This is a genomic window from Cognatiluteimonas profundi (assembly GCF_009792795.1).
GTDB classification, from domain to species: Bacteria; Pseudomonadota; Gammaproteobacteria; order Xanthomonadales; family Xanthomonadaceae; genus Cognatiluteimonas; species Cognatiluteimonas profundi.
Genome location: NZ_VKHQ01000004.1, coordinates 697,129 through 720,016, shown reverse-complemented (window position 1 = coordinate 720,016; position 22,888 = coordinate 697,129). Strand labels below are relative to the sequence as shown.

General features: G+C 68.1%; 18 protein-coding genes. 13 read left to right on the top strand and 5 right to left on the bottom strand.

Features of this window, described 5'->3' with window-relative positions:
• Nucleotides 1-533 (bottom strand): OmpP1/FadL family transporter (locus tag GST15_RS09900; protein ID WP_199268749.1); only part of this gene is annotated, 533 nt, incomplete at its 3' end.
• A 223-nt stretch (nt 534-756) separates the two neighbouring features.
• Between GST15_RS09900 and GST15_RS09895 the strand changes: the two genes are divergently transcribed.
• Nucleotides 757-1,449, top strand: a complete 693-nt coding sequence (locus tag GST15_RS09895) for a rhomboid family intramembrane serine protease (protein WP_159017070.1) — start codon at nt 757-759, stop codon at nt 1,447-1,449.
• Nucleotides 1,450-1,519: 70 nt separating this feature from the next.
• A complete protein-coding gene (locus GST15_RS09890; RefSeq protein ID WP_159017069.1) occupies nt 1,520-1,837 on the top strand; it encodes a DUF1820 family protein in 318 nt (105 codons plus the stop codon).
• Nucleotides 1,838-1,999: 162 nt separating this feature from the next.
• On the opposite strand, the gene GST15_RS09885 is transcribed toward GST15_RS09890, so the two are convergent.
• Nucleotides 2,000-3,802 carry a DUF885 domain-containing protein gene (locus GST15_RS09885; RefSeq protein WP_159017068.1) on the bottom strand — a complete coding sequence of 601 codons (1,803 nt, stop codon included), beginning with the start codon at nt 3,800-3,802 and terminating at the stop codon, nt 2,000-2,002.
• Nucleotides 3,803-3,991: 189 nt separating this feature from the next.
• On the opposite strand from GST15_RS09885, the gene GST15_RS09880 reads away from it, so the two are divergent.
• Genes GST15_RS09880 through uvrD form a run of 3 tightly spaced genes read left to right on the top strand, consistent with a single transcriptional unit; the run spans nt 3,992 to nt 12,347 of the window.
• The gene (locus tag GST15_RS09880; RefSeq protein WP_233263146.1) at nt 3,992-6,256 is read left to right on the top strand and encodes a S9 family peptidase; all 2,265 of its coding nucleotides are present in this window, start codon (nt 3,992-3,994) and stop codon (nt 6,254-6,256) included.
• 58 nt (nt 6,257-6,314) lie between these two features.
• Nucleotides 6,315-10,109, top strand: a complete 3,795-nt coding sequence (locus GST15_RS09875) for a PAS domain-containing protein (protein WP_159017065.1) — start codon at nt 6,315-6,317, stop codon at nt 10,107-10,109.
• 39 nt (nt 10,110-10,148) lie between these two features.
• On the top strand, nt 10,149-12,347 hold the full coding sequence (uvrD, locus tag GST15_RS09870; RefSeq protein ID WP_159017064.1) for a DNA helicase II: 2,199 nt from the start codon (nt 10,149-10,151) through the stop codon (nt 12,345-12,347).
• 67 nt (nt 12,348-12,414) lie between these two features.
• Here uvrD and GST15_RS09865 read toward each other — a convergent pair whose 3' ends face one another.
• A complete protein-coding gene (locus tag GST15_RS09865) occupies nt 12,415-12,798 on the bottom strand; it encodes a DUF805 domain-containing protein (RefSeq protein WP_159017062.1) in 384 nt (127 codons plus the stop codon).
• Between the two features lie 127 nt (nt 12,799-12,925).
• Between GST15_RS09865 and GST15_RS09860 the strand changes: the two genes are divergently transcribed.
• The 5 genes from GST15_RS09860 to GST15_RS09840 all read left to right on the top strand — a co-directional run bounded on the left by GST15_RS09860 (nt 12,926) and on the right by GST15_RS09840 (nt 16,111).
• On the top strand, nt 12,926-13,828 hold the full coding sequence (locus GST15_RS09860) for a lipid-binding SYLF domain-containing protein (RefSeq protein WP_159017060.1): 903 nt from the start codon (nt 12,926-12,928) through the stop codon (nt 13,826-13,828).
• A 69-nt stretch (nt 13,829-13,897) separates the two neighbouring features.
• On the top strand, nt 13,898-14,143 hold the full coding sequence (gene tatA / locus GST15_RS09855) for a Sec-independent protein translocase subunit TatA (protein WP_159017058.1): 246 nt from the start codon (nt 13,898-13,900) through the stop codon (nt 14,141-14,143).
• Between the two features lie 24 nt (nt 14,144-14,167).
• Nucleotides 14,168-14,689, top strand: coding sequence for a Sec-independent protein translocase protein TatB (gene tatB / locus GST15_RS09850; protein WP_159017057.1), 522 nt, complete (start codon nt 14,168-14,170; stop codon nt 14,687-14,689).
• Complete coding sequence (gene tatC, locus GST15_RS09845; protein ID WP_159017056.1) at nt 14,670-15,428, top strand: twin-arginine translocase subunit TatC; 759 nt, start codon at nt 14,670-14,672, stop codon at nt 15,426-15,428. Before tatB ends, tatC begins: the two co-directional genes overlap by 20 nt.
• Nucleotides 15,425-16,111 (top strand): RDD family protein, encoded by a 687-nt coding sequence (locus GST15_RS09840; RefSeq protein ID WP_159017055.1) that lies wholly within the window; start codon nt 15,425-15,427, stop codon nt 16,109-16,111. Before tatC ends, GST15_RS09840 begins: the two co-directional genes overlap by 4 nt.
• An 8-nt stretch (nt 16,112-16,119) precedes the next feature.
• Here GST15_RS09840 and GST15_RS09835 read toward each other — a convergent pair whose 3' ends face one another.
• Together GST15_RS09835 and GST15_RS09830 are read right to left on the bottom strand one after the other, a co-directional pair.
• Nucleotides 16,120-16,983, bottom strand: coding sequence for a BPSS1780 family membrane protein (locus GST15_RS09835; protein WP_159017054.1), 864 nt, complete (start codon nt 16,981-16,983; stop codon nt 16,120-16,122).
• 17 nt (nt 16,984-17,000) lie between these two features.
• Nucleotides 17,001-17,762, bottom strand: a complete 762-nt coding sequence (locus tag GST15_RS09830) for a glutamine amidotransferase (protein ID WP_267902552.1) — start codon at nt 17,760-17,762, stop codon at nt 17,001-17,003.
• Nucleotides 17,763-17,865: 103 nt separating this feature from the next.
• On the opposite strand from GST15_RS09830, the gene glyQ reads away from it, so the two are divergent.
• The 3 genes from glyQ to GST15_RS09815 are packed head-to-tail and all read left to right on the top strand — an operon-like array spanning nt 17,866 to nt 22,867.
• Nucleotides 17,866-18,813 (top strand): glycine--tRNA ligase subunit alpha, encoded by a 948-nt coding sequence (gene glyQ, locus GST15_RS09825; protein WP_159017051.1) that lies wholly within the window; start codon nt 17,866-17,868, stop codon nt 18,811-18,813.
• Nucleotides 18,810-21,020, top strand: a complete 2,211-nt coding sequence (gene glyS, locus GST15_RS09820; protein WP_159017050.1) for a glycine--tRNA ligase subunit beta — start codon at nt 18,810-18,812, stop codon at nt 21,018-21,020. Before glyQ ends, glyS begins: the two co-directional genes overlap by 4 nt.
• A gap of 50 nt (nt 21,021-21,070) precedes the next feature.
• A complete protein-coding gene (locus GST15_RS09815) occupies nt 21,071-22,867 on the top strand; it encodes an autotransporter assembly complex protein TamA (protein ID WP_159017049.1) in 1,797 nt (598 codons plus the stop codon).
• The last annotated feature ends 21 nt before the right edge of the window (nt 22,868-22,888 follow it).

Here is a 22,888-nt window from a genome sequence, read left to right as displayed (position 1 = left end):
ACCGAGAAGCGATCATTGATCGCCCATGCGGCGGAGAAGGTGAAGTCGACGGTCTTCACGTCGGATGTCACCGCGTTGTAACGACCGACCCAGTCCGCGTCGTACTTGGTCTTCAGGCCGAACGGTGCGTTGACGCTGGCGCCGAAGCGCAGGTTGCCGACAGGAACGACCACGGCAATCGCGGGAACCACCTGCGGGTGGCCCGGGTCGCCGCCGTTGCCGCCATTCAGCGGCGTGCCCAGCGCGGTCGTGCCGCCGCCGGTGAACGTCGCGTCGAGGTTGATGTCGGTGGCATCGACCTGCACGGTCGTCTTGTCCAGGTTGACCATCGCCGCCGGGTTGTTGGCGACCACGGACGCATCGTCCTTGGCCACGGCGGTGCCGGAGCTGGAACGGCCGAGGTTCTTGACGCTGTTTTCGCGCAACTGGAAGCCCGAGGCATTGGCCGGGCCCATGGCGAGCGCGCCGGCGATACCAAGCGCCAGTGCGGACAACTGGATGGAGGTGGTCAGGAACTTGGAAGCGGTCAGCATTGGGTGGGTCTCCGGAGTGGTCTGTTCGCGTGTGTTTCAGCAGGCGATGCCCGTGCCGCCTCGATCCAGGGCGTGCCGACGGGCATCGACGTACGTTGCCGTATCCAACTATAACGCCGCTTCACCAATTTATAACAATAGGCCAAAAGGCCCGTTTTCCCTGAATGGAGCGGGCGTGACGCCAGGCACGTAATCTTCCAGCCTTCTCCGACTGGGCAGTGGCATGTTCGTTTCCCTGCCGACCCGCTCCCGCTCGACCCTGCGCTGGGCCACTCCCTTGCTGTTCGCGCTGCTGTGGCTGGCCTACCTGTGGGCGAGCACGCGCTCGGACGCGGCCCAGCGCAACCTGCTGCTGGACTGGGGCGCGCTGACCGGAGGCCCGGCACTGACGGAGACCCTTGCCGCGTTGTGGTCCGAAGGCCGCGGCCTGCGGCTGCTGACGGCCTTGTTCCTGCATGCGGACTGGACCCACCTGCTGGGCAACCTGATCTTCCTGTTGATCTTCGGCCTGCCAGCCGAGCGGGTAATGGGCCCGTGGCGGTTCCTGCTGCTGTTCCTGCTCGGCGGCATGGTGGCGAACCTCGCCGCGGTACTCGTCATCGGCGCCCCGCACCGCCTGATCATCGGTGCCAGCGGCGCGGTGTCGGCGGTCATTGGCGCCTACCTGGCGCTGTTTCCGCGCGCCACGCTGGGCGTGGTGGTGCCGCTGGGCCTGTTCCTGGAATTCGTGCGCGCACCAGCTTCCCTGCTGATCGGGATCTGGGCACTGCTGCAGATCGTGTTCGCCTACATCGGACCGGCCTTCGGTGCGGTGGCGTGGGTCGCGCATATCGCCGGCTTCGCTTTCGGCGTGCTGTTCGCGCTGGTGGTGCGCGCGGCGATCGCGCGGCGCCTGCGCAGGCGCCGTGGCTATTGAAAGCGATGCGAACGCCGCCATTCAGCTCGCGCCGACATCCACGTGCTGACCGACCCCCCATAATCGCGCCATGAAGCTATACAAGGTCACCTTCCTCAACCACGGCCGCGTCTACTCGTTGTACGCCAGGCGCGTCGCGAGCAGCAGCCTGTGGGGATTCACCGAGGTCGCCGACCTGCAGTTCGACGTCAACGATGGCGTGGTGATCGATCCCACCGAGGAACGCCTGCGCGACGAGTTCGGCGACACGCAGGTACTGCACCTGCCGATGCAGAGCGTGATCCGCATCGAGGAAGTCGAGCGCAAGGGGCAATCGGCCATCCGCGATGCCGCCACCGGCGAAAGCGTGGTGATGGCATTCCCGCTGCCGCGCCGCGCAGACACCTAGACGCGACGGAGTTTGCCGCGTCGCCACGCGCCGCGCAGACATTCAGTTGCGGCGGACCTTGCCGCGTCGCCACGCGCAAGGACATCTGTCTGGCGTGCTGTTGAGGATCAGCACCCCCCTGCTCAAGCAGGGGGATTGCATCAGGCGGGGAAGAAGTAAGCGCTACTTCGCTTTCTGCGCGGGGATGAACTGCTCGCGCACGGCCTTGGCCAGCAGGTCCGGCGGCAACAGCCCCTGGTCGAGCAGGAAGTTGTTGAAGGCCAGTCGATCGAACTTCGGCCCCAGCGCGACTTCGGTTTCCGCGCGCAGCTGCAGGATGCGGCTGTATCCGTAGAAGTAGCTGCCGGCCTGGCCGGGCATGCGGAAGGTGTAGCGGTCCACTTCCTGCTTGGCCATCGGCGTGGACAGCGCGACATCCTGCGTCAGCACGCGGAATGCGGTGTCGCGATCGGTCAGGCCCAGGTTGAGCATCGGATCGAGCATGGCGCGCGCGGCGCGCAACAGGCGCAGCTGCAAGGCGATCAGCTGTCCGTCCAGCGGCTCGTAGGGGACCATCTCGGCTTCCGCATACAGCGCCCAGCCCTCGACGTTGACCGAGTTGAACGCGAACAGGCTGCGCGCCTGCGACACACCGCGCTCGACCATCGCGCTGAACTGCAGCTCGTGTCCCGGCCGGCCTTCGTGCGCGGTGAGCGTCCAGGCGGCGGCCTTGTAGGTGAAGTCGTCGAACTGCTCGGCCTTGCCGCTGGCATCGGGATTGCCGGTGGTGAGGACGAACTGCCCGCGCTGGCCGTTGTTGTTGATCAGCGGCGGCGGATCCATGTGCGGCGCCGGCTGCGCCGCGTTTTCGGCGTCCGAGGCCAGGCGCATGATCATCGGCCGCTGCGGCAGGTCGACGACGTGGTTGGCGGCGATGGCGCGCTCGATCGCCGGGATGACCTCGTTGCGGTAGTAGGGCTCGACGGCGTCGCGACCCAGTTGCTGTTTCTTCAACGCACGGATGACGTCGCGATAGTCGCCCGATGCGAATCCGTGCTCCTTGGCGATGATCGGCGCGATCTGCTGCATGGCTGCGCGCGTTTCCATGAATTCGACCTCGGCGCGCTGCACCAGCAGCATCGGGTCGATGTCGATGCCCACCCGCTTGAGGCTGAAGGCATACAGCTCGGGCGGCATGCGGAAATCCGCGCGCGACTTCGGCAGCACGGTCGAGCGTTGCCAGGCCACGTAGTCGGCGACCTGCTGGTCCAGCGCCGCCAGCGATGCGTCCGCACCGGCGATATGGAATTGCGTGAACAACTTGCGGATGCCGGCGGCGTAGGTCGGCGCATTGGCGATCGCCTGCTCGACTTCGGCCTTGACCGGCCCGAGGCGCTTGCCGCCGGCGAGGCTGTCATCGAAACGCGCCTTGGCCTGCGCGAAAATCGACTGGCTGCCGGGAGCGAGGCCGAGGTAGCGATTCAGTCGCAGCAACGCCGCGGCGCGGCGCTCGGGCGGGCTCTGGTCCTGCAACAGGTCCTGTTCGCTCTGGAACACCATCGACGGCGCGTCGGTCCAGTCCAGCAACAGGCGTTCGCCGAGCTCGCTGCCTTCGATCCGGCGCGACGCGGTGTCGATCATGATCTGCAGGTCCTGGCGCACGTTGGGATCGCGTTCCGTCGCCAGCGCCTGCTGCAGTTTTGTGCGTGCTGCGGACAGCGCGTCGCGTTCGCGCGCGGCGTAACCCGGGCCGAGGTCGCTGACCTTGTCGTCATAGCCGGGCAGTCCGACCGACGACGCCATCTCCGGCGAGAATTCCGCCTGCGCGCGCAACAGGATCTGTGCATGGGCGTTGCTGGCGGCGATCCAGGCTGGCGCCTGGCTTCGTGCGGGTGCTGGTGCGGCTGCAACGGCCTCAGCCGCATGAACGAAGGCCGGCATCGGCGAGAGCAGCGCCAGCGAGACAGCAAGGACCAGGGGCTTCATGCGCGATACCAGGCAATGGGAGTGTGACCAGCATCGCGTTGGCGGACAGGCACGCCAAGCCCCGAAGGTCATGGTGGCGCAAGCGCGCTAGCATGCGGATCGCGACATGTTTCGAGTGGCGCAATCAGGGGGATACGCATGGGTGTGGTGAATGGCGGCGCGCGCCTGCTGGTCGCGGGGTTCCTTGGCATGCTCGCCGGGCCGGTACTGGCGCTATCGCAAGCGCCGACAGTCAGTGCGGACGACTACGCACGGGCCGAACGCCTCGTCGGCTACAACGCCACCCCGCTGGTCGACCATGCGGTCACGACCGTCACATGGCTCGACCCGACCCACTTCTGGTACCGCGACCACGACGCCAATGGCGATCGGTTCCTGCAGATGGACGTCGCCACCGGCGCGACCTCGGAACGGATCGACACGCCCAGGTTGGCCGCGGCGCTGGCCAAGGCCACCGGCAAGCCGGTCGCGGCGAACAAGCTGCCGCTCACCGCGTACCGGGTGCGTGCCGATGGCGGGTTCGAAGTCACCGTCGATGGCCGGCAATATCGTTGCGACCCGGTCATCGCCGCCTGCACCGCGCTTCCGGCGCCGCAGGCACCGGGCGTGCTGTCCCCCGATGGCCACAGCGAAGCCTTCATCCGCGACTGGAACCTGTGGCTGCGCGATGTCGACGGTGGCAGGGAAACACAGCTGACGCACGATGGCGTCACCGACTACGGATACGCCACCGACAACGCCGGCTGGATCCACAGCGATCGCGCGATCCTCGTGTGGTCGCCCGACTCGACGAAGATCGCGACCTTCCGCCAGGACCAGCGCGCGACCGGCTCGATGACGCTCGTCAGCACGCGCGTCGGCCATCCGGAAGTGAAGACCTGGAAGTACCCGCTGGTCGGCGACAAGGACGTGACGCTGATCGAGCGCGTGGTGATCGATGTCCCGACGAAGACCGTCGTGCGGCTGCAGACGCCGCCCGACCAGCATCGGTCCACCCTGTGCGACGACGTCAGCTGCGACGGCGGCTGGGAAGACGTGCAATGGGCGCCGGACGGACGCACGCTGGCTTTCGCGGCGTCCTCGCGCGATCACAAGCAGGTGTGGCTGCGCGTGGCCGATGCGCGCAGCGGCGCGGTGCGCGACGTGCTGGACGAGCGCGTGCCGACCTATTTCGAAAGCGGCAACGGGGCCGTCAACTGGCGCTACCTGCCGCAGTCCAATGAGGTGTTGTGGTTCAGCGAGCGCAGCGACTGGGGCAACCTGTATCTGTACGACCTGGCCAGCGGACGGCTCAAGCATGCGGTGACGACCGGCGTCGGCAATGTCACCCAGGTGCTGCGCGTGGATCCGGCATCGCGCACGCTGTGGTTTCGCGGCGTCGGCCGCGAGCCCGGGCAGGATCCCTATTTCCAGTCGTTCTACCGGGTGTCGCTGGATGGCGGCAAGCCGGTCCTGCTGACGCCAGAGGCGGCCGATCACACGATCAGCCTGTCGCCGGACGGCAAGTGGTTCGTCGACGCGTATTCCACGCCCACGGCACCGCCGGTGACGGTGTTGCGCGACGCGCGCGACGGCCATCGCGCCGCCACCATCGCCACCGCCGACATCACCCGCCTCAAGGCCGCGGGCTGGATGCCGCCGACTCCAATCATGGTCAAGGCGCGCGACGGCAGGACCGACCTGTACGGCTTGATGTTCAAGCCCTCGCACTTCGATGCGGCCAGGCGCTATCCCATCGTCGACTACATCTATCCGGGACCGCAGACCGGTTCGGTCGGCAGCCGCAGCTTCGTTGCCGCGCGGGTCGACCACCAGGCGCTGGCCGAGCTGGGTTTCATCGTGGTGGCGATCGATGGCATGGGCACGCCGTGGCGCTCGAAGTCCTTCCACGATGCATTCGGCGGCGATGTCGGCGACAACACCCTGCCCGACCAGGTCGCCGCGTTGCGCCAGCTCGGCGCGCGCTATCCGTGGATCGACCTGGACCGAATCGGCGTGTGGGGACACTCGGGCGGCGGCTATGCCACCGCCGATGCGATGTTCACCTACCCGGACGTGTTCAAGGTCGGCATCAGCGAAAGCGGCAACCACGACAACCGCAATTACGAGGACGACTGGGCCGAGAAGTGGCAGGGACTCGAACAGCGCCGCAAGGACGGCAGCAGCAACTACGACGCCCAGGCGAATGAAACCCGCGCGGCCAACCTCAAGGGCCACCTGCTGCTGGCGCACGGCCTGATGGACGACAACGTGCCGCCATCCAACACGCTGCTGGTCGTCGATGCGCTGGTCAAGGCCAACAAGGATTTCGACCTGGTCGTGCTGCCCAATGCGCGCCATGGCTATGGCGTCGACGCGCCGTACATGATGCGTCGGCGCTGGGATTACTTCGTGCGCTACCTGATGGGGGCGACGCCGCCGCCGCAGTACCTGATGCATCCACCGACGGATTGATCCCGCGTCGCGTGCCTGCCACGCGATCGACCCCGCGTAACAGGCCACGGACTCCCGCATGCATCCATCCAGCGACGGCACCACTCCTGTCCTGCCGCCGCGGCTTGCACGCTGGGGTTGGCGCATGAGCGCTGGCCTGGCCGCCTCGCTGCTGGCGGCCGTCGCCACTGCGTTGTTGCTGTTCCGCCATGGGGACCGGCTGGCCACGGTCGCCTCGCCCCTGCTCGTGCTGGTGCTCGGCGTGCTGTGGGCGGTGTTGCTGGGCGCGTTCGTCCGCAGCCACCGGCGCCAGGCGAGCCTGCTGCAGGACATGCAGGCACAGGCGTCGTTGCTGCAGGAGACGCGCCGGATCGCCTGCATTGGCGACTGGACCTGGGAGCTGGACAGCGGACGCGTGCACTGGTCGGAGGAAGTCTTCCGCATCTACGGCCAGTCGCCGCGCACCGCGGCCCTGCGTCTGGAGGACATCGCCGACTGGATCCACCCCGAGGATCAGGACCGGATCGGCGCGCTCTTCGCCAGGCTGCTCGCCGACGGGGAGCCGGCGGAGACCGAGTTCCGCATCGTCCGCCCCGACGGCGAGGTGCGCAACGTTTACACGCGCGCGGAATGGGTCGACCGCACCGCGGGACAGCGGGTGATTCGCGGCATCCAGCAGGACATCACCGCGCTGGCATCCGTCCGCGACCGCCTGCACGCGGCACAGGAGGAGTACGCCTTCCTGTTCGAACACAATCCCCTGCCGATGTGGGTGTTCGATCGGGAGAGCCTGCGCTTCCTTGCCGCCAACACATCGACGATCACCAGCTACGGCTACCCGCGCGAGGAACTGCTCACCCTCACGGTGCTCGACATCCGGCCGCCGGAAGACGCAGCGCTGGTGCTCGCCGCCATGGCGCTGGACAGCACCAAGCATCCGCAGGGCCAGGTCTGGACGCATCTGCGCAAGGATGGCAGCCGCCTGAGCGCGGCCATCCACACCCGCGACATCAGCTTCGAAGGCGTGCCGGCCCGGCTGGTGCTGGCCGTGGACGTCACCGAGCGCGAGCGCAGCGAACAGCGCTTCCAGCTGATCGCAGGCGCGACCAGCGATGCCGTGTGGGACTGGGACGTTGCCACCGGCGCGTTGTGGTGGAGCGATTCGTTCTACGCCCTGTTCGGCCATGCGCGCGACGCCATTCCGCCGCGGATCGAGGGCTGGGAGGCGCTGGTCCATCCCGACGACCGCGTCCGCATCCACGCCAGCATCACCGCGGCGATCGTGTCCGCGGCCGATGAGTGGGAAGGCACCTATCGCTTCCGCCGCGGCGACGGCAGCTATGCCGAGGTCCTCGACCGCGGCTTCCTGCTGCGCGATGCCAATGGCAAGGCCGTCCGCGCCGCCGGCGGCATGCTGGACGTGACCCGGCAGAAGCGCGACGAAGCCGACCTGCGCCTGCTGCGCCGTGCCGTCGAAGCCACCGACAGCGGCATCCTGATCGTCGACATGCGCAGCGCCGACCTGCCGGCCGTGTACGCCAACCGCGGCTTCGAGGCGATGACCGGCTACGACGCCGCCGACATCATCGGCCACGACTGCCGCTTCCTGCGATCCGATCCGCGCGACACCGAGCAGCGGATGGCGATCCGCGACGGCTTGCGCGAGCGTGCCGAGTTGCGCGTGCTGTTGCGCAGCCTGCGCAAGGACGGCAGCAGCTTCTGGAACGACTTCTACATGGCACCGGTGCGTGACGAGGACGGCACCGTCACCCACATGGTCAGCGTCTGCAACGACGTCAGCGAGCGTGAGCGCAACGAGGAGCGCTTCCAGCTGATCGCCCGCGCCACCAGCGACGCGGTCTGGGACTGGGACTTCATCAACGGCACCACCTGGCGCAGCGACAACGTCTATGCGTTGTTCGGCTATGGACCCGGTGAATTCGGGCCCAACCTGAAGGCCTGGGAGGAATTGCTGCACCCCGACGATCGCGTGCGCGTCATGGACAGCGTGACCCGGGCCGCGGAATCCGGCGACACCGAGTGGGAATGCGATTACCGCCTGCGACGCAAGGACGGCAGCTACGCCGACGTGCGCGATCGTGGCTTCATCGTGCGCGACATGGAGGGCCGCGCGGTGCGCGCGCTCGGCGGCATGCTCGATGTCACCCAGCGCAATCGCGACGAGGTCAACCTGCGCCTGCTGCGGCGCGCGGTCGAGGCGACCGACAACGGCATCGTGATCGCCGACGCGCGCCAGCCCGACTTCCCGATCGTCTACGCCAACGGCGCATTCGAGGAGATCACCGGCTATCCCCGGGCCGAGATCATCGGCCGCAATTGCCGCGTGCTGCAGGGCGACGACCAGGCGCAGCCCGGCATCGAGGCGGTGCGCGGCGCGCTGCGCGAGCAACGCGAGGCGCGGGTGCTGCTGCGCAACTATCGCAAGGACGGCGCGTTGTTCTGGAACGACTTCCACGTCGCGCCGGTGTCCGACGAGAACGGCGTCCTGTCGCATTTCGTCGGCGTGATCAGCGACGTCAGCGAGCGCCAGCGCTACGAGGAGCAGCTGGCCTACCGCGCGACCCACGACGAACTGACCGGCCTGCCCAACCGGCAGCTGCTGGAGGATCGCCTGCAACAGGCGATCTACGGCGCCGAGCGTTATGGGCGGGAAGCGGCGGTGGTGTTCGTCGACCTGGACGACTTCAAGCTGGTCAACGACAGCCTCGGCCATGGCGCCGGCGACATCGCGCTCAGGACCGTGGCCGGACGCCTGCTGGGCGCGGTCCGCGACACCGACACCGTCGGCCGCTTCGGCGGCGACGAGTTCGTGATCGTGCTCACCGAGCAGACCGACGAGGACGGGATCGAGGCCGCGCTGGCACGCATCACGGCCGCGGTGGTGCAGCCGATCGAGCTGGCGGGAACCCCGCACGTGCTGACTCCCAGCATCGGGTACTGCCGCTATCCGCAGGCCGGCCACGACGCGGAGACGCTGCTCAAGCATGCGGACCTTGCCATGTACGAAGCCAAGCGCCTGGGCCGCAACCGCGCCGTCGCCTATCGATCGGAACTCGACATGGCGGTGTCGCAACGGCTGCAGCTGGTGTCGCGCCTGCGCGAAGCGCTGCAGAACCACGAATTCCACTTGGCTTTCCAGCCGCTGTTCGATCCGGCCGGCAGGCTGCTGGCGCTGGAGGCGCTGGCGCGTTGGCAGCATCCGGAGCGGGGCCAGCTGCCGCCATCGGAATTCATCGGCGTCTGCGAGGAGAGCGGGCTGATCGTCGATCTCGGGCGCTTCGTGCTGCGCGAGGCGGCCCGCCACCACGCGCTGCTGGCCGCGGTGGGGCTGGGACATGTGCGCCTGTCGGTCAACGTGTCGGCGGCGCAGTTCGGCCATGAGCTGTACCGCGACGTCGCGGCGGTGATGCGCGACTTCGCGCTGCCCGCAGGCGTGCTGGAGCTGGAGATCACCGAGAGCGTGATCATGGACAACCCCGAGCGCGCGATCGAGACCATGCAACGGATTTCCGCGCTCGGCGTCTGCATCTCGGTGGACGATTTCGGCACCGGCTACTCGAGCCTGGCCTACCTCAAGCGGCTTCCCATCGACCGGCTGAAGATCGATCGCTCCTTCGTCCAGGACCTGGGCCACGATGCCGACGATGCCGCGATCTGCGCGTCGATCATCGGCCTTGGCCATCTCATGGAACTGCGGGTCGTGGCCGAGGGCGTGGAGACCGAGCAGCAGCTGGCATGGCTGCGCGAGCGCGGCTGCGACGAGCTGCAGGGCTTCCTGCTCGGGCGACCGCAGCCATTCGCGGCCCTGCTGCCGCAACTGCTGGAGCCTGGCTTCATCGCGTCGATGGGATAGACGACGGGTGCCATCCGGCGCCCCACGTAGAATGGGGCGATGGATGTTTCGTACCTGCTCGACGCCCTGAATCCCGCGCAACGCGATGCCGTCACCGCCCCGCCCGGCCACCACCTGGTGCTGGCCGGGGCCGGGTCGGGCAAGACGCGGGTGCTTACCCATCGCATCGCCTGGCTCAACGAGGTGTTCGGGGTGCCGGCGCACGGCATCTTCGCCGTCACCTTCACCAACAAGGCCGCGGGCGAGATGCGCGCGCGCGCCGAGGCGCTGCTGCAGCGCGGCGGCTCGCAGCCGGGCAGCCGCGGGCTGTGGATCGGCACCTTCCATGGCCTGGCGCATCGACTGTTGCGGCTGCACTGGCAGGACGCGGGCTTGCCCGAAGGATTCCAGGTGCTGGACAGCGACGACCAGCTGCGACTGGTCAAGCGCGTCGTGCAGCAGCTGGAAATCGACGAGGCGCGCTTTCCGCCGCGACAGATCGCCTGGTGGATCAACGCGCAGAAGGACGAAGGCCGGCGGCCGCAACACCTGCAGCCCGGCACCGATCCCTGGGCCGACGTCATGCGCAGCGCCTACGCGCTCTACCAGGAGCGCTGCGACCGCGCCGGCCTGGTCGATTTCGCCGAGCTGCTGCTGCGCTCGCACGAGCTGTTGCGCGACAACTCCGCGCTGCTGGCGCATTACCGGCACCGCTTCGGGCACCTGCTGATCGACGAGTTCCAGGACACCAACGCCATCCAGTACGGATTCGTGCGGCTGCTGGCCGGCGACAGCGGCCGCGTGTTCGTGGTCGGCGACGACGACCAGGCGATCTATGGCTGGCGCGGAGCGAAGGTCGAAAACGTGCAGCGTTTCCTCAGCGACTACACCGGCGCACAGACACTGCGGCTGGAGCAGAACTACCGCTCGACCGCCAACATCCTGGGCGCCGCCAATGCGGTGATCACCCACAACCCCGATCGCCTGGGCAAGCAGCTGTGGACCGAGGCCGGCGAAGGCGAGCCGATCGACCTGTACGCGGCCTACAACGAGATCGACGAGGCGCGGTTCGTCGTCGAGCGCATCGCGCAATGGGTCGGCGACGGCGGCAGCCATCGCGACTGCGCGATCCTGTACCGCAGCAACGCGCAGTCGCGCGCCTTCGAGGAGGCCCTGCTCGCTGCGCAGATCCCCTATCGCGTCTATGGCGGGATGCGCTTCTTCGAGCGCGTGGAAATCAAGGACACGCTGGCCTACCTGCGCCTGGTCGCCAACCGCGCCGACGACAGCGCATTCGAGCGCGCGGTCAACACGCCCACGCGCGGCATCGGCGAGCGCACCCTGGGCGAAGTCCGCCAGCGCGCGCGCGCCGACTCGATTTCGCTGTGGGAGGCGTCGATCCGGATCGCACGGGAATCGACACTGGCGGCACGCGCACGCAATGCGCTGATCGGCTTCCACGCGCTGGTGGACGGCCTGGCGGCGGAGACCACCGAGCTGTCGCTGCAGGACAAGGTCGACCACGTGCTGGTGCGGTCCGGCCTGCGTGCGCATTACGCCGCCGAGTCGAAGGGCTCGCTCGATTCGCGCACCGACAACCTCGACGAACTGGTGTCGGTGGCATCGCGCTTCGTGCAGCGCGACGACGATGCCGAAGCCGCCGCGTTGACGGAACTGGTGGCCTTCCTCGCCTACGCCTCGCTCGAGGCCGGCGAGGGCCAGACCCAATCGGGCGAGGATGGCGTGCAGTTGATGACGCTGCACAGCGCCAAGGGCCTGGAGTTTCCGCTGGTGTTCCTCGCCGGCCTGGAGGAAGGGTTGTTCCCCAACGCCAAGTCGGTGGAGGAACCCGGCAGGCTCGAGGAGGAGCGTCGATTGGCCTATGTCGGCATCACCCGCGCCCGGCAGAAACTGGTGCTGAGCTATGCGGAGGCCAGGCGCATCCATGGCATGGACATGTATGGGGTGCCGTCGCGCTTCCTGCGCGAGATCCCGCCGGCGCTGATCAACGAGGTGCGTCCGCGCGTGCAGGTGTCGCGCCCGATGTCGGCGCCGCCCCGCGCTCGCGCCTGGCAGGGACATGCCGAGGTGGACACGCCATCGATCAAGCTCGGCCAGAACGTGCTGCACGCCACGTTCGGCCGCGGGGTCGTCACCGATTACGAAGGCAGCGGCGCGCACGCGCGCGTGCAGGTGAACTTCGACGACGCGGGGTCGAAATGGCTGGTGCTGGCCTACGCCAACCTGTCGGCCGCATAGGGGCGGATCGCCGCAGCGCGATGAAAAACGGCGCCCGCAGGCGCCGTTGGCGATCGAGGCGGTTGGCTCAGGCCATCGCTGGCGCGCCGCCGTCCAGTTTTGGATCGGGGCCGAATCGGTTGGATCCAGCCTGGCCTGCGCTGGCGGCCCACACGATCAGCACGATCCAACCGATGATCGGGACAAATGCGATCAACTGCCACCAGCCGCTCTTGTCCAGGTCGTGCAGGCGACGCGCGCCGACGGCGATACTCGGAACCAGCACGGCGAGCGAATAGATCGCGCCGAGCGTGCCGATGCCGCTGGCCGACTTCAGGCCAACAATGCCGTCGACCATGCTCAGGCCGAATGACACGATCAGGTTGACCAGCACGAACATCCAGTATTCCTTGCGTCGCGCCCTGCCCTCGAAATTGAAATAGTTCTTCAGGACCTTCAGGTACCAATCCATTCCGTTTACCCCTGGCTGATGTCGCGGCTCCCCGCCGCCATCGGATGGTAGCGTCGCCGCGACTCACCGGCGATTCATCCAGCGACGACTAGCCTGAATTCCAGCTGTCTTCCCCCCCGGAGCACCCATGTCCACCCGCGTCCCGCGTCATCGCCTGCTTCCGCGCCTCGGCGCCCTGCTGTTCCTGCTGGTGCTGGCCGGGGCGGCCCTCGCCGGCGTCGCCGAGGACGAGCGCGCGCGCAATGCGGTCCGCGTGCTGACCGACATCCAGGCGATTCCGGAGTCGGCGATACCGGACAAGCTGTTCGACGAGGCGCGCGCGATAGTGGTGGTGCCCGACGCGATCAAGGCCGGCTTCATCATCGGCGGGCGTCGCGGCCACGGCCTGCTGTCGGTGCGCAGTCCCGACGGCAGCTGGTCCAACCCCAGCTTCATCAGCCTCACCGGCGGCAGCATCGGCTTGCAGGCCGGCGTGCAGTCGGCGGACATCGTGCTGGTCTTCCGCAGTGATCGCGGCCTGGAATCGATCGTCAACGGCAAGTTCACCCTGGGTGCCGATGCGGGCGTCGCGGCGGGCCCGGTCGGGCGCAATGCCTCTGCCCAGACCGACGGCGAAATGAAAGCGGAGATCTGGTCCTGGTCGCGGGCGCGCGGCCTGTTCGCTGGCGTCGCGCTCGACGGCGCGGTCCTGTCGATCGACGATGCCGCCAACGAGGCGGTCTACGGTCGTGACACCACGCCACGGATGATCTTCGAAGGCCGCGCACCCCAACGGCCCTCCGACGCGGTCGTCGGTTTCCGCGACCGGCTCGAGGAAACCACGGCCGCCGCGCATGCCGCGCGGGCACCGACGCCGGCGGCTGCCGCGACGGTCCTTCCGGCGACGTCGCATTCAGCCGATCCGGCGACGACGGGTTCGACGGTGGCACCGGTCGCGCCGGCCGTCCCGGGCTCGTTCGAGCCCGTTCAGGACGCTCCCGCGACCGCGCAGCCGCTGCCGCCGACACCGACACCGACACCGACTCCGTGACGCAATCCGAACACCGATCCCGGGTCGCTGCGCTATCCTGTCGTTTCCCCCAAGAATAGGCGAAGGCACATGGGTGGTTTGAGCCTGTGGCATTGGTTGATCGTGCTGGTCATCGTGGTGCTGGTGTTCGGAACCAAGCGCCTGAAGAACGTCGGCCAGGATATCGGCGAGGCGGTCAAGGGTTTCAAGAAAGGCATGCATGACGATGGCAAGCCGCCAGAGCAGCTGCCCGACCAGGCCGTGCGCGATCCGCTGCGCGACGACATCGCCGCCAAGCAGCGCGACGACGACCGCACCCCCCCCGGTACGCATTGACCGCAACGCGCGAGGATCCGGGCGATGTTTGACGTCGGCTTCTCCGAGCTGCTGGTCATCGCGGTGGTCGCGCTCCTCGTGCTCGGCCCCGAGCGCCTGCCCAAGGCCGCCCGGTTCGCCGGGTTGTGGGTGCGGCGCGCGCGCGCGCAGTGGAATTCGGTGAAGGCCGAATTCGAGCACGACCTCGCCGACGAGGACCTCAAGCGCAGCCTCCGCGAGACCCAGGACGCACTGCGCGACGCGCACGCATCCCTGCGCAATGCCGGCAGTGGCCTGGAGCGGGAGATGCACGAGGCGCGCGAGTCGGTGATGCGGGGGCCGCAGCCGCCCGCCGCCGGTGCCGCCGGTGCCGCCGGTGCCGCGATCGCGACGACGCCGGTGCTGGTCGAGCACGCCCCCGCAGGAGTTGCGCCGTCGAGCGAGCAGCCGCTGTCCGCTGCCGAGGAAGCCGAACGCGAGCGCGAGGAGCAGACCATGCACGCGCCCATGGAAGACCCACCGCCGCCCGACGACGCCGACATCGACGATGAAGTTCCCCAGCGCTGACGACGACACCGGCTCGCGACTGTTCGATCACCTGATCGAATTGCGCTCGCGCCTGCTGCGCGCGGTCGCTGGGCTGTTGCTGCTGTTCGTCGCGCTGCTGCCGTTCGCCAACCGCCTGTACTCGATCCTGGCGCAACCACTGCTCGACAAGCTGCCCAAGGGCGGACAGCTGATCGCCACCGAGGTCGCCTCCCCGTTCTTCGCGCCCTTGAAACTCGCCTTTTTCGTCGCGGTGGTCGTGGCCATGCCGTGGCTGCTGTACCAGCTGTGGGCCTTCGTCGCGCCGGGCCTCTACAAACGCGAACGCAAGCTGGCGCTGCCGTTGCTGGGTTCGGCGCTGGTGTTGTTCTACACCGGCTGCGCGTTCGCGTACTTCGTCGTGCTGCCGGCGGTTTTCACCTTCCTCAACAAGGTGACGCCGCAGGGAGTGACGATGATGACCGACATCGCCGCGTACCTGGACTTCGTGCTGATCATCTTCCTGGCCTTCGGCGCCAGCTTCGAGTTGCCGGTGGCGCTGGTCATCCTGGTCCTGCTCGGCTGGGTCACGCCGAAGCAGCTGAGTGAGTCGCGCGGCTACGCGGTGGTCGGCATCTTCGTGCTGGCCGCGGTGATCACCCCGCCGGACGTGGTGTCGCAGATGCTGCTGGCCCTGCCGATGGTGCTGCTCTACGAGGCCGGCATCATCGCCTCGCGTGCCGTGCGTCCAGCCACCAAGCCGGACGTCTCGCTGGAATGACGCCGGCGGCGCCGGCTGGTTTCTGGCGCCGCTATGCCGCCTATACGCTGGATTTCACCGCACTGGGCGCCTGCGCCACGCTGCTGTCCTGGCCATGGCTCCTCGCCGGCTGGCACGCCAGTACCGGCGCCGCCACCGCGCTGACGAACACATTGCGCGACTCCCTGGTGCAGGCGATGGCACAAGGCCCGCAACCCGACCAGCTCTACACGACGCTCCTGCAGGATCCGGCGGTGCGATCCGGCGCCGATGCCGTGCAGTCCGGGCTGCTGGCGATGCTGCTGCCGTGGCTGGCCACCTACGCCGTGATCGCCGCCCTGTACCACATCGCATTCGAGCGCTCGGGGTGGCAAGGCTCGCCCGGCAAGCACGCGCTGGCGCTGCGCGTGGTCGATGCGCGCACCGACGGCCCCACGACGCCGGGACAGACGGTCATGCGACATGTCGGCGGCGCCCTGTCGTGGCTGACCCTCAACCTGGGCCACGCACTCGCGGCCCTGCCGCCGCAACGGCGCGCCTTGCACGACTACATGGCCGGTGCGCGCGTCGTGTCGAGCGATGCCACGGCGCCGCTGCCGACCTGGGCCAGGGCGTGGCTGTGGCTGCAGGTCCTGGTGATCGTCGTGGCCCTGGCGTGGCTCGTGCAGCGCGATGTCTCAGCGCTGCAGGCGAGCCTGGGCTGAGATCGGGCTCAGGCCTCGAAGCCGCCCATGGTCGGCGCGGCGATCGCGCCGCCGCCGGAGAACATCTGCTTCCAGGCCAGGTACATCGCGCCGGTGAGCACCGGCATCAGCACCGCGGTGGCCAGCAACTGCGTCACCAGTTGCATCACCCACTCGCCCACGAGCAGTCGCAGCACCGCGGCGACCAGGATCACCGCGACATAGATCGCGAACACGGCGATGACGGCCAGCACCAGGAACACGATCAGCGCCGGCAGGTTGCGCATGCACGCGCGGAAACTGCGCTGCATCGCGTCCCAGGCGTGGCTGTCGGTCAGCATGATCTCGGGCACGGCCATGAAGGTGAAGAAGCTGGTGACCACGCCGATGCACAGCGCCAGCAGCATCCACAGCAACAGGCGGCCGACCGGCAGGCCGCTGACCAGCGCCGGGTCCGGATGGGCCTGGTTCTGCATGGCCTGGACCGCCTGCGCCATCTGCGCCAGCGATTCGCCGCCGATCAGCATCACCAGCAGCAGTGCGCCCACCAGCACCGCGAGCAGCTGCGGGATCAGCGTGGCCAGCAGGCGTGGCGCCTTGCCTTCGCGCAGGCCCTGCAGCAGGTGCACCGGCAAGGCACGCCCGCCACGATCCACGCACTGCGCGGCGTAGATCATGCCGGCCGTCAGCACCGGCCCCAGCATCACCAGCAGCAACTCCAGGATGAGGAACAGCGTCGTGTTGACCTGCATGCTCAGTGGCACCAGCAGCGCGATGACGCCGTAGATCGCGCCCAGCGAGGCCAGTCCGAATGGCGCCTGCCGCAACAGCCGGAATCCGCCCAGCAACCATTCCGCACCGGCCGAAGCGGGCACTTTCAGTACATCCTTCATCCCTGTTCCTCTGGAAACTATCGGTTGGGCGGCGGCGAATGCAGCGCCCGTGCGTGGCGGACGAAGCGGCGCAGCACGCGGCGCGCGTGGGGCGTGGCGCTGATCGTACGCGAGAGCTGCCGTGAACAACGGCCCTCGCGGGCAAGCGCGTCATGCTTGGCGTGCACGTAGCCACGCATGTGGGTGATGCTGAACTCGGGATGGAACTGCACGCCCCACGTCGCCCGCCCCCAGCGGAACGCATGGCAGCCATCCTGCGCCGAGCGGGCGAGCACCGTCGCCCCGTGCGGAATGCGCAGCACGCTCTGGACATGGGTCGCCTGGGCAATGAACTGCGCCGGCATGCCCTGGAACAGCGGGTCATCGGTCGCACCCGGATGCAGGTCGATGCCGACCGTGCCCATCTCGCGACCGGCGGGGTTGTCGCCGACCTCCCCGCCGAGCGCATGCGCCAGCAACTGGTGGCCATAGCAGATGCCGAACAGCGGCAGGCCGGCGTTGGCCGCGTCCCGCAACCACTGCGCGGTGCGTTCGCTCCACTCACGGCGCTCGGTGACCATGGCGCCGGAGCCGGTGATCAGCGCCCCGGCGAACCCGTCCGGATCCGGCAGTGACTCACCCTGCTCGACGTTGACCACGATGGCGGCGTCGGCATGCAGGCCCGCGGCGACGCGGATCCAGTGCGGGAAGCGTCCATGGCGACGCATCGAAGGCACCGGCTGGCCGGTTTCGATGATCAGGAAGGGTTTGTGGAAGGCTGTGGGATTCGTCGCGTTCAAGTCCGCGGCAACCTGCTGGCAACGGGTGGCGTCGGCGGCCCGGTGTGGCCGCAAACGTATACTAGCCCGCTTTTCCGCGCCCCCGAAGAGAACACCGACACACATGGCCGGCCTGACCTTCCAGCAGATGATCCAGACCCTCAACGCCTACTGGGCCGCGCGGGGTTGCGTGCTGGTGCAGGCAATGGACCTGGAGGTCGGCGCCGGCACGTTCCACCCGGCGACCTTCCTGCGCGCACTCGGACCCGAGCCGTGGAATGCGGCCTACGTCCAGCCCTGCCGCCGTCCCACCGACGGGCGCTATGGCGACAATCCCAATCGCCTGCAGCGCTATTACCAGTACCAGGTGGTGATGAAGCCCAGCCCGGACGACATCCAGGCGCTCTACGTCGACTCGCTGGTCGCGCTGGGCATCGACCCGCTGGTGCACGACCTGCGCTTCGTCGAGGACAACTGGGAGTCGCCGACGCTCGGCGCCTGGGGCCTGGGCTGGGAGGTCTGGTTGAACGGCATGGAAGTCACCCAGTTCACGTATTTCCAGCAGGCCGGCGGCATCGAATGCAAGCCGGTGCTGGGCGAGATCACCTACGGCCTCGAGCGCCTGTGCATGTACCTGCAGGACGTCGACAACGTCTTCGACATCGTGTGGACGCGCGGACCCGATGGCACGCCGGTCACCTATGGCGATGTCTACCACCAGAATGAAGTCGAGCAGAGCGCGTACAACTTCGAGCATGCCGATGTCGCCGAACAGCTCCATCGCTTCGACGCGTGCGAGGCCGAAGCGCTGAAGCTGGTCGCGCTGGGCCTGCCGCTGCCGGCCTATGAGCAGGTGTGCAAGGCGTCGCACAGCTTCAACCTGCTCGACGCACGCCGCGCGATCAGCGTCACCGAACGCCAGCGCTACATCCTGCGCGTGCGCAGGTTGTCGCAGGCCGTGGCCGAAGCGTCGCTTGCAGCGCGAAAGGCACTCGGATTCCCAGGCGTCAGGGATCCCGACGAGCGCAAAGCACTCGGGCTGGATGCAGCAGCGCAGGACGCCGTGGCATGACGATGAATCCGCTGCTGATCGAACTCGGCACCGAAGAGCTACCGGTCAACGCACTGCCCGGCCTGGCGCAGGCCCTGCTGGATGGCGTCATCGACGGGCTGGTGAAGCGCGGCATCGCCGTGCAGCGCGGCGAGGCCAAACCGCTGTATTCGCCGCGTCGCCTCGCCGTGCTGTTGCCGGGCGTCGGCACCGCGCAGGCGGAGCAGGCTTCCGAAGTGCTGGGCCCCTACCTCAACATCGCGCTGGACGCGGATGGGCAACCGACCCGCGCGCTGCTGGGATTCGCGCAGAAAGCCGGCGTGGAATGGACGCAGCTCGCGCGCACCACCGACAACAAGGGCGAGCGCTTCGTGCATCGCGCGGTCAGCGCCGGCGTGGCGACCGCGACGCTGCTGCCGCAGATCCTGCACGAAGCCATCGCGGCGATGCCGATCCCCAAGCCGATGCGCTGGGGCAACCACGCGCATGCGTTCGCGCGACCGGTGCACTGGCTGGTGATGCTGCTGGGCAAGGACGTCGTCGAAGGTGGCGTGCTTGGCGTGATGGCCGGCCGCAACAGCCGTGGCCATCGTTTCCTGCACGACAAGCCGGTGTGGATCGATGCGCCCGGCACCTACGTCGACGCGCTGCGCGGGGCGAAGGTGCTGGTGGATCCCGACGAGCGCCGTGAACGCATCGTGCGCCAGGTGCGCGAGCATGCAGCCGCGGCCGGCGCGGTCGCCCGCATCGATGCGCTCAACCTGGAGCAGGTCAACTGCCTGGTCGAATGGCCGAGCGCGGTGTCGTGCGGCTTCGAGGGCGAGTTCCTGGCGGTGCCGCAGGAAGCGCTGATCGCGACGATGGAAACCAACCAGAAATTCTTCCCGCTGCTCGACGACGCCGGTCGCCTGGTCGATCGCTTCGTCGGCATCGCCAACATCGAGTCGAAGGACGTCGCGGAGATCCGCCGCGGCTACGAGCGCGTCATCCGTCCGCGGTTCTCGGATGCGAAGTTCTTCTTCGTCGAGGACATGAAGCAGGGCCTCGCGTCGATGGCGGCCGGTCTTGCCAACGTGACCTACCAGGCCAAGCTCGGCACCATCGCCGACAAGGTCGCGCGGGTTGCCGCGCTGGCGGAAGCCATCGCTTCGGAAGTCGGCGTCGACCCGACGCAGGCGCGGCGTGCCGCGGATCTGTCCAAGGCCGACCTGCAGTCGCGGCTGGTCAACGAATTCCCCGAACTGCAGGGCATCGCGGGCCGCTATTACGCGGTCGTGGAGCAGGAACCGGTCGCGATCGCCAATGCAATCGACGAGGCCTACATGCCGCGCTTCGCCGGCGACGCCATCGCACCGTCGACACTCGGGCAGGTGCTGGCGATCGCCGAGCGCCTGGATACGCTCGCCGGCGGTTTTGCCGCGGGATTGAAGCCGACGGGCAACAAGGATCCGTTCGCGCTGCGGCGCAATGCGCTGGGGCTGGCGCGCACGCTGATCGAAGGCGAGATAGATCTCGATGTGACCACTTCTCTCTACAGAGCTTGTGAGTTTTTTGAAGGCCAATTCATTGCGTTACGAAGTCACGAGTTGAGCAGAGAAATGGAAAAGGCCAGCTCAGAGAGCGTGAAAGTTGCTAATAAGCAGGAGCTTATTAGCGATATAGCATCCGAATGGACCACCATTTCTGACGACGGAAAAAAGCTTGCTCGCAAAGCAAGCGATGAACTTCGCGACTTCATTACAGACCGCCTTCGCAGTTACTACGCTGAGCGAGGGATCGAACCACAACAATTCGAATCCGTTGCGGCCCTTCGACCGACCTCGCTGCCCGACTTCGACCGGCGCCTGGCGGCCATCGGCGAATTCGCCAGGCTGCCCGAAGCCGACGCGCTCGCCGCGGCCAACAAGCGCATCCGCAACATCCTGCGCAAGGTCGAAGGCGACATCCCGGACGATGTCGATCCCGCGCTGCTGACGCCTGGGGCCGAACAGGATCTCGCCGACGCCGTGCACGCGGCGATCGCCGACACCGACGATGCGCTGGCGCGCCGCGATTACGTCGCCGTGCTGGGCCGGCTGGCCCGGCTGCGCCCGCAGGTCGATGCGTTCTTCGACGCGGTGATGGTCAATGTCGACGACGCTGCCGTGCGCGACAACCGCCTCGCCCTGCTGCAACGCCTGGCCAATCGCCTGGGCAGCGTCGCCGCGATCGAGCACCTGTCGACGTAGATCGCGCGGCGTTACACGGCCGTTGACGCCCGGCGCGTATCCTCGCCCGGATGCCGATCGCTTCCCGCCTGTTGACCGCTGCCCTGTGCCTGACCGCGGCGACCGGCGTGCATGCGGCCACGCTGGCGTCGGTCGACATCCGCGGCATCGATGCACCGATGACCCGGAACGTGCGCGATGCGCTGTCGCTGGTGGACGCCATCGGCAAGGACGTCTCCGAACGGCGGCTGTCCTACCTGCTGCGCCAGGCGACGCCGGAAACGCGCGACGCACTGGCGCCATTCGGCTATTTCTCCCCGCAGGTGCAGGTGCAGCGCGGCCCCGCCAACGCCGCGCCAGGGTCCGCCGCGCTGGCGGTCACCATCACGGTCACCATCACGGTCACCATCACGGTCGACGCCGGCGCGCCGGTGCGCGTGCGCGCCTCGCATGTCGCCATCGATGGCGAGGGCAGCGCGGACCAGGTGCTGCGGGGCGAGGTGGCGGCATTCACGCCGGCGATCGGCGACGTCTTCAACCAGGGCGTGTACGAGGACAGCAAGGCGCGCATCAGCCGGCGCCTGGCCGAACGCGGATATTTCGACGCCGACTTCCTCAGCCGCAGGGTCGAGGTCACGCGCGCGGCCAATGCGGCCGACATCGACCTGGCCTGGGCCAGCGGCGCGCGCTACACCATGGGGCCGGCGAGCTTCGTGCAGGCGCCGACGCGCATCCTGCGCGATTCACTGCTGCACAAGGTCGTGAAGTGGACCCCCGGCAGCGCCTACCAGCAGGAGAAGATCGACCAGCTGCGCAAGTCGCTGGTCGCGCTGGACGACTTCAGTCGCATCGACATCCAGCCGCAACCCGAACACGCGACCGACCACCAGGTGCCGGTGCTGGTCACGCTCACGCCCGCCAAGCGCAGCGTCTACACCGCCGGCGCCAGCTACGGCAGCGACAGCGGCGCCGGCGTGCGGCTGGGCGTGGAGCGTCGCTATCTCAACTCGCGCGGACACAAGGCGCTGGCGCAACTGGATTACGCGGAACGGCGCAAGACGCTCACCCTGCAATACCGCATCCCCGCGTTCGCCTGGATCGACGGCTGGTACACGGCGAGCCTGCAGGCCGCCGACGAGCAGACCGACTACATCGACACGCGGCGGGTGGAACTGGTCGGCAGCCGCACCGGCATGATCAACACACGGCTGACCGCGGCGGCGTCGCTGCACGCCCTGCGCGAACGCTGGGCCTATACCGGCGACATCGATCATCCGGGTTATCGCTACGGCAGCTTCACCTTCCCGGCGTTGCGCGGCGAATACATCGGCGTCGACGATCGCCTGTATCCGCGTCGTGGCATGGCCACGTCGCTGGAACTGCGCGGCGGGAGCAAGGGCCTGGGGTCGGATGCGACGTTCTTCCAGGTGCACGCACGTTCCAGCTGGTTCCATGGCCTGGGCGCGCGTGACCGGTTGATCCTGCGCGGCGAACTGGGCCACACCTTTACCCGAACGGTGGTCGACCTGCCGCCCAGCCTGCGTTTCTACGCCGGCGGCGACCGCAGCATCCGCGGCTACAACAACCGCGAGGTCGGTCCGCGCCTGGGCACGTTCGGCCTGGGTGCCAACAACCTGGTGACGGCGAGCTCCGAGTTCGAACATGACTTCACCGCGCAATGGGGCGGCGCGGTCTTCGTCGACAGTGGCAGTGCGTTCAACGGACGCACCCCGGACTGGCACACCGGGGTCGGCATCGGACTGCGCTGGCGCTCGCCGGTGGGACCGGTGCGCGTCGACATCGCGCGCGGTCTCGACAGTCCGGATTCGGCGCTGGGGCTGTATCTCAACATCGGAGCCGACCTGTGAGCGCGCGCAGTGCCGCGACCC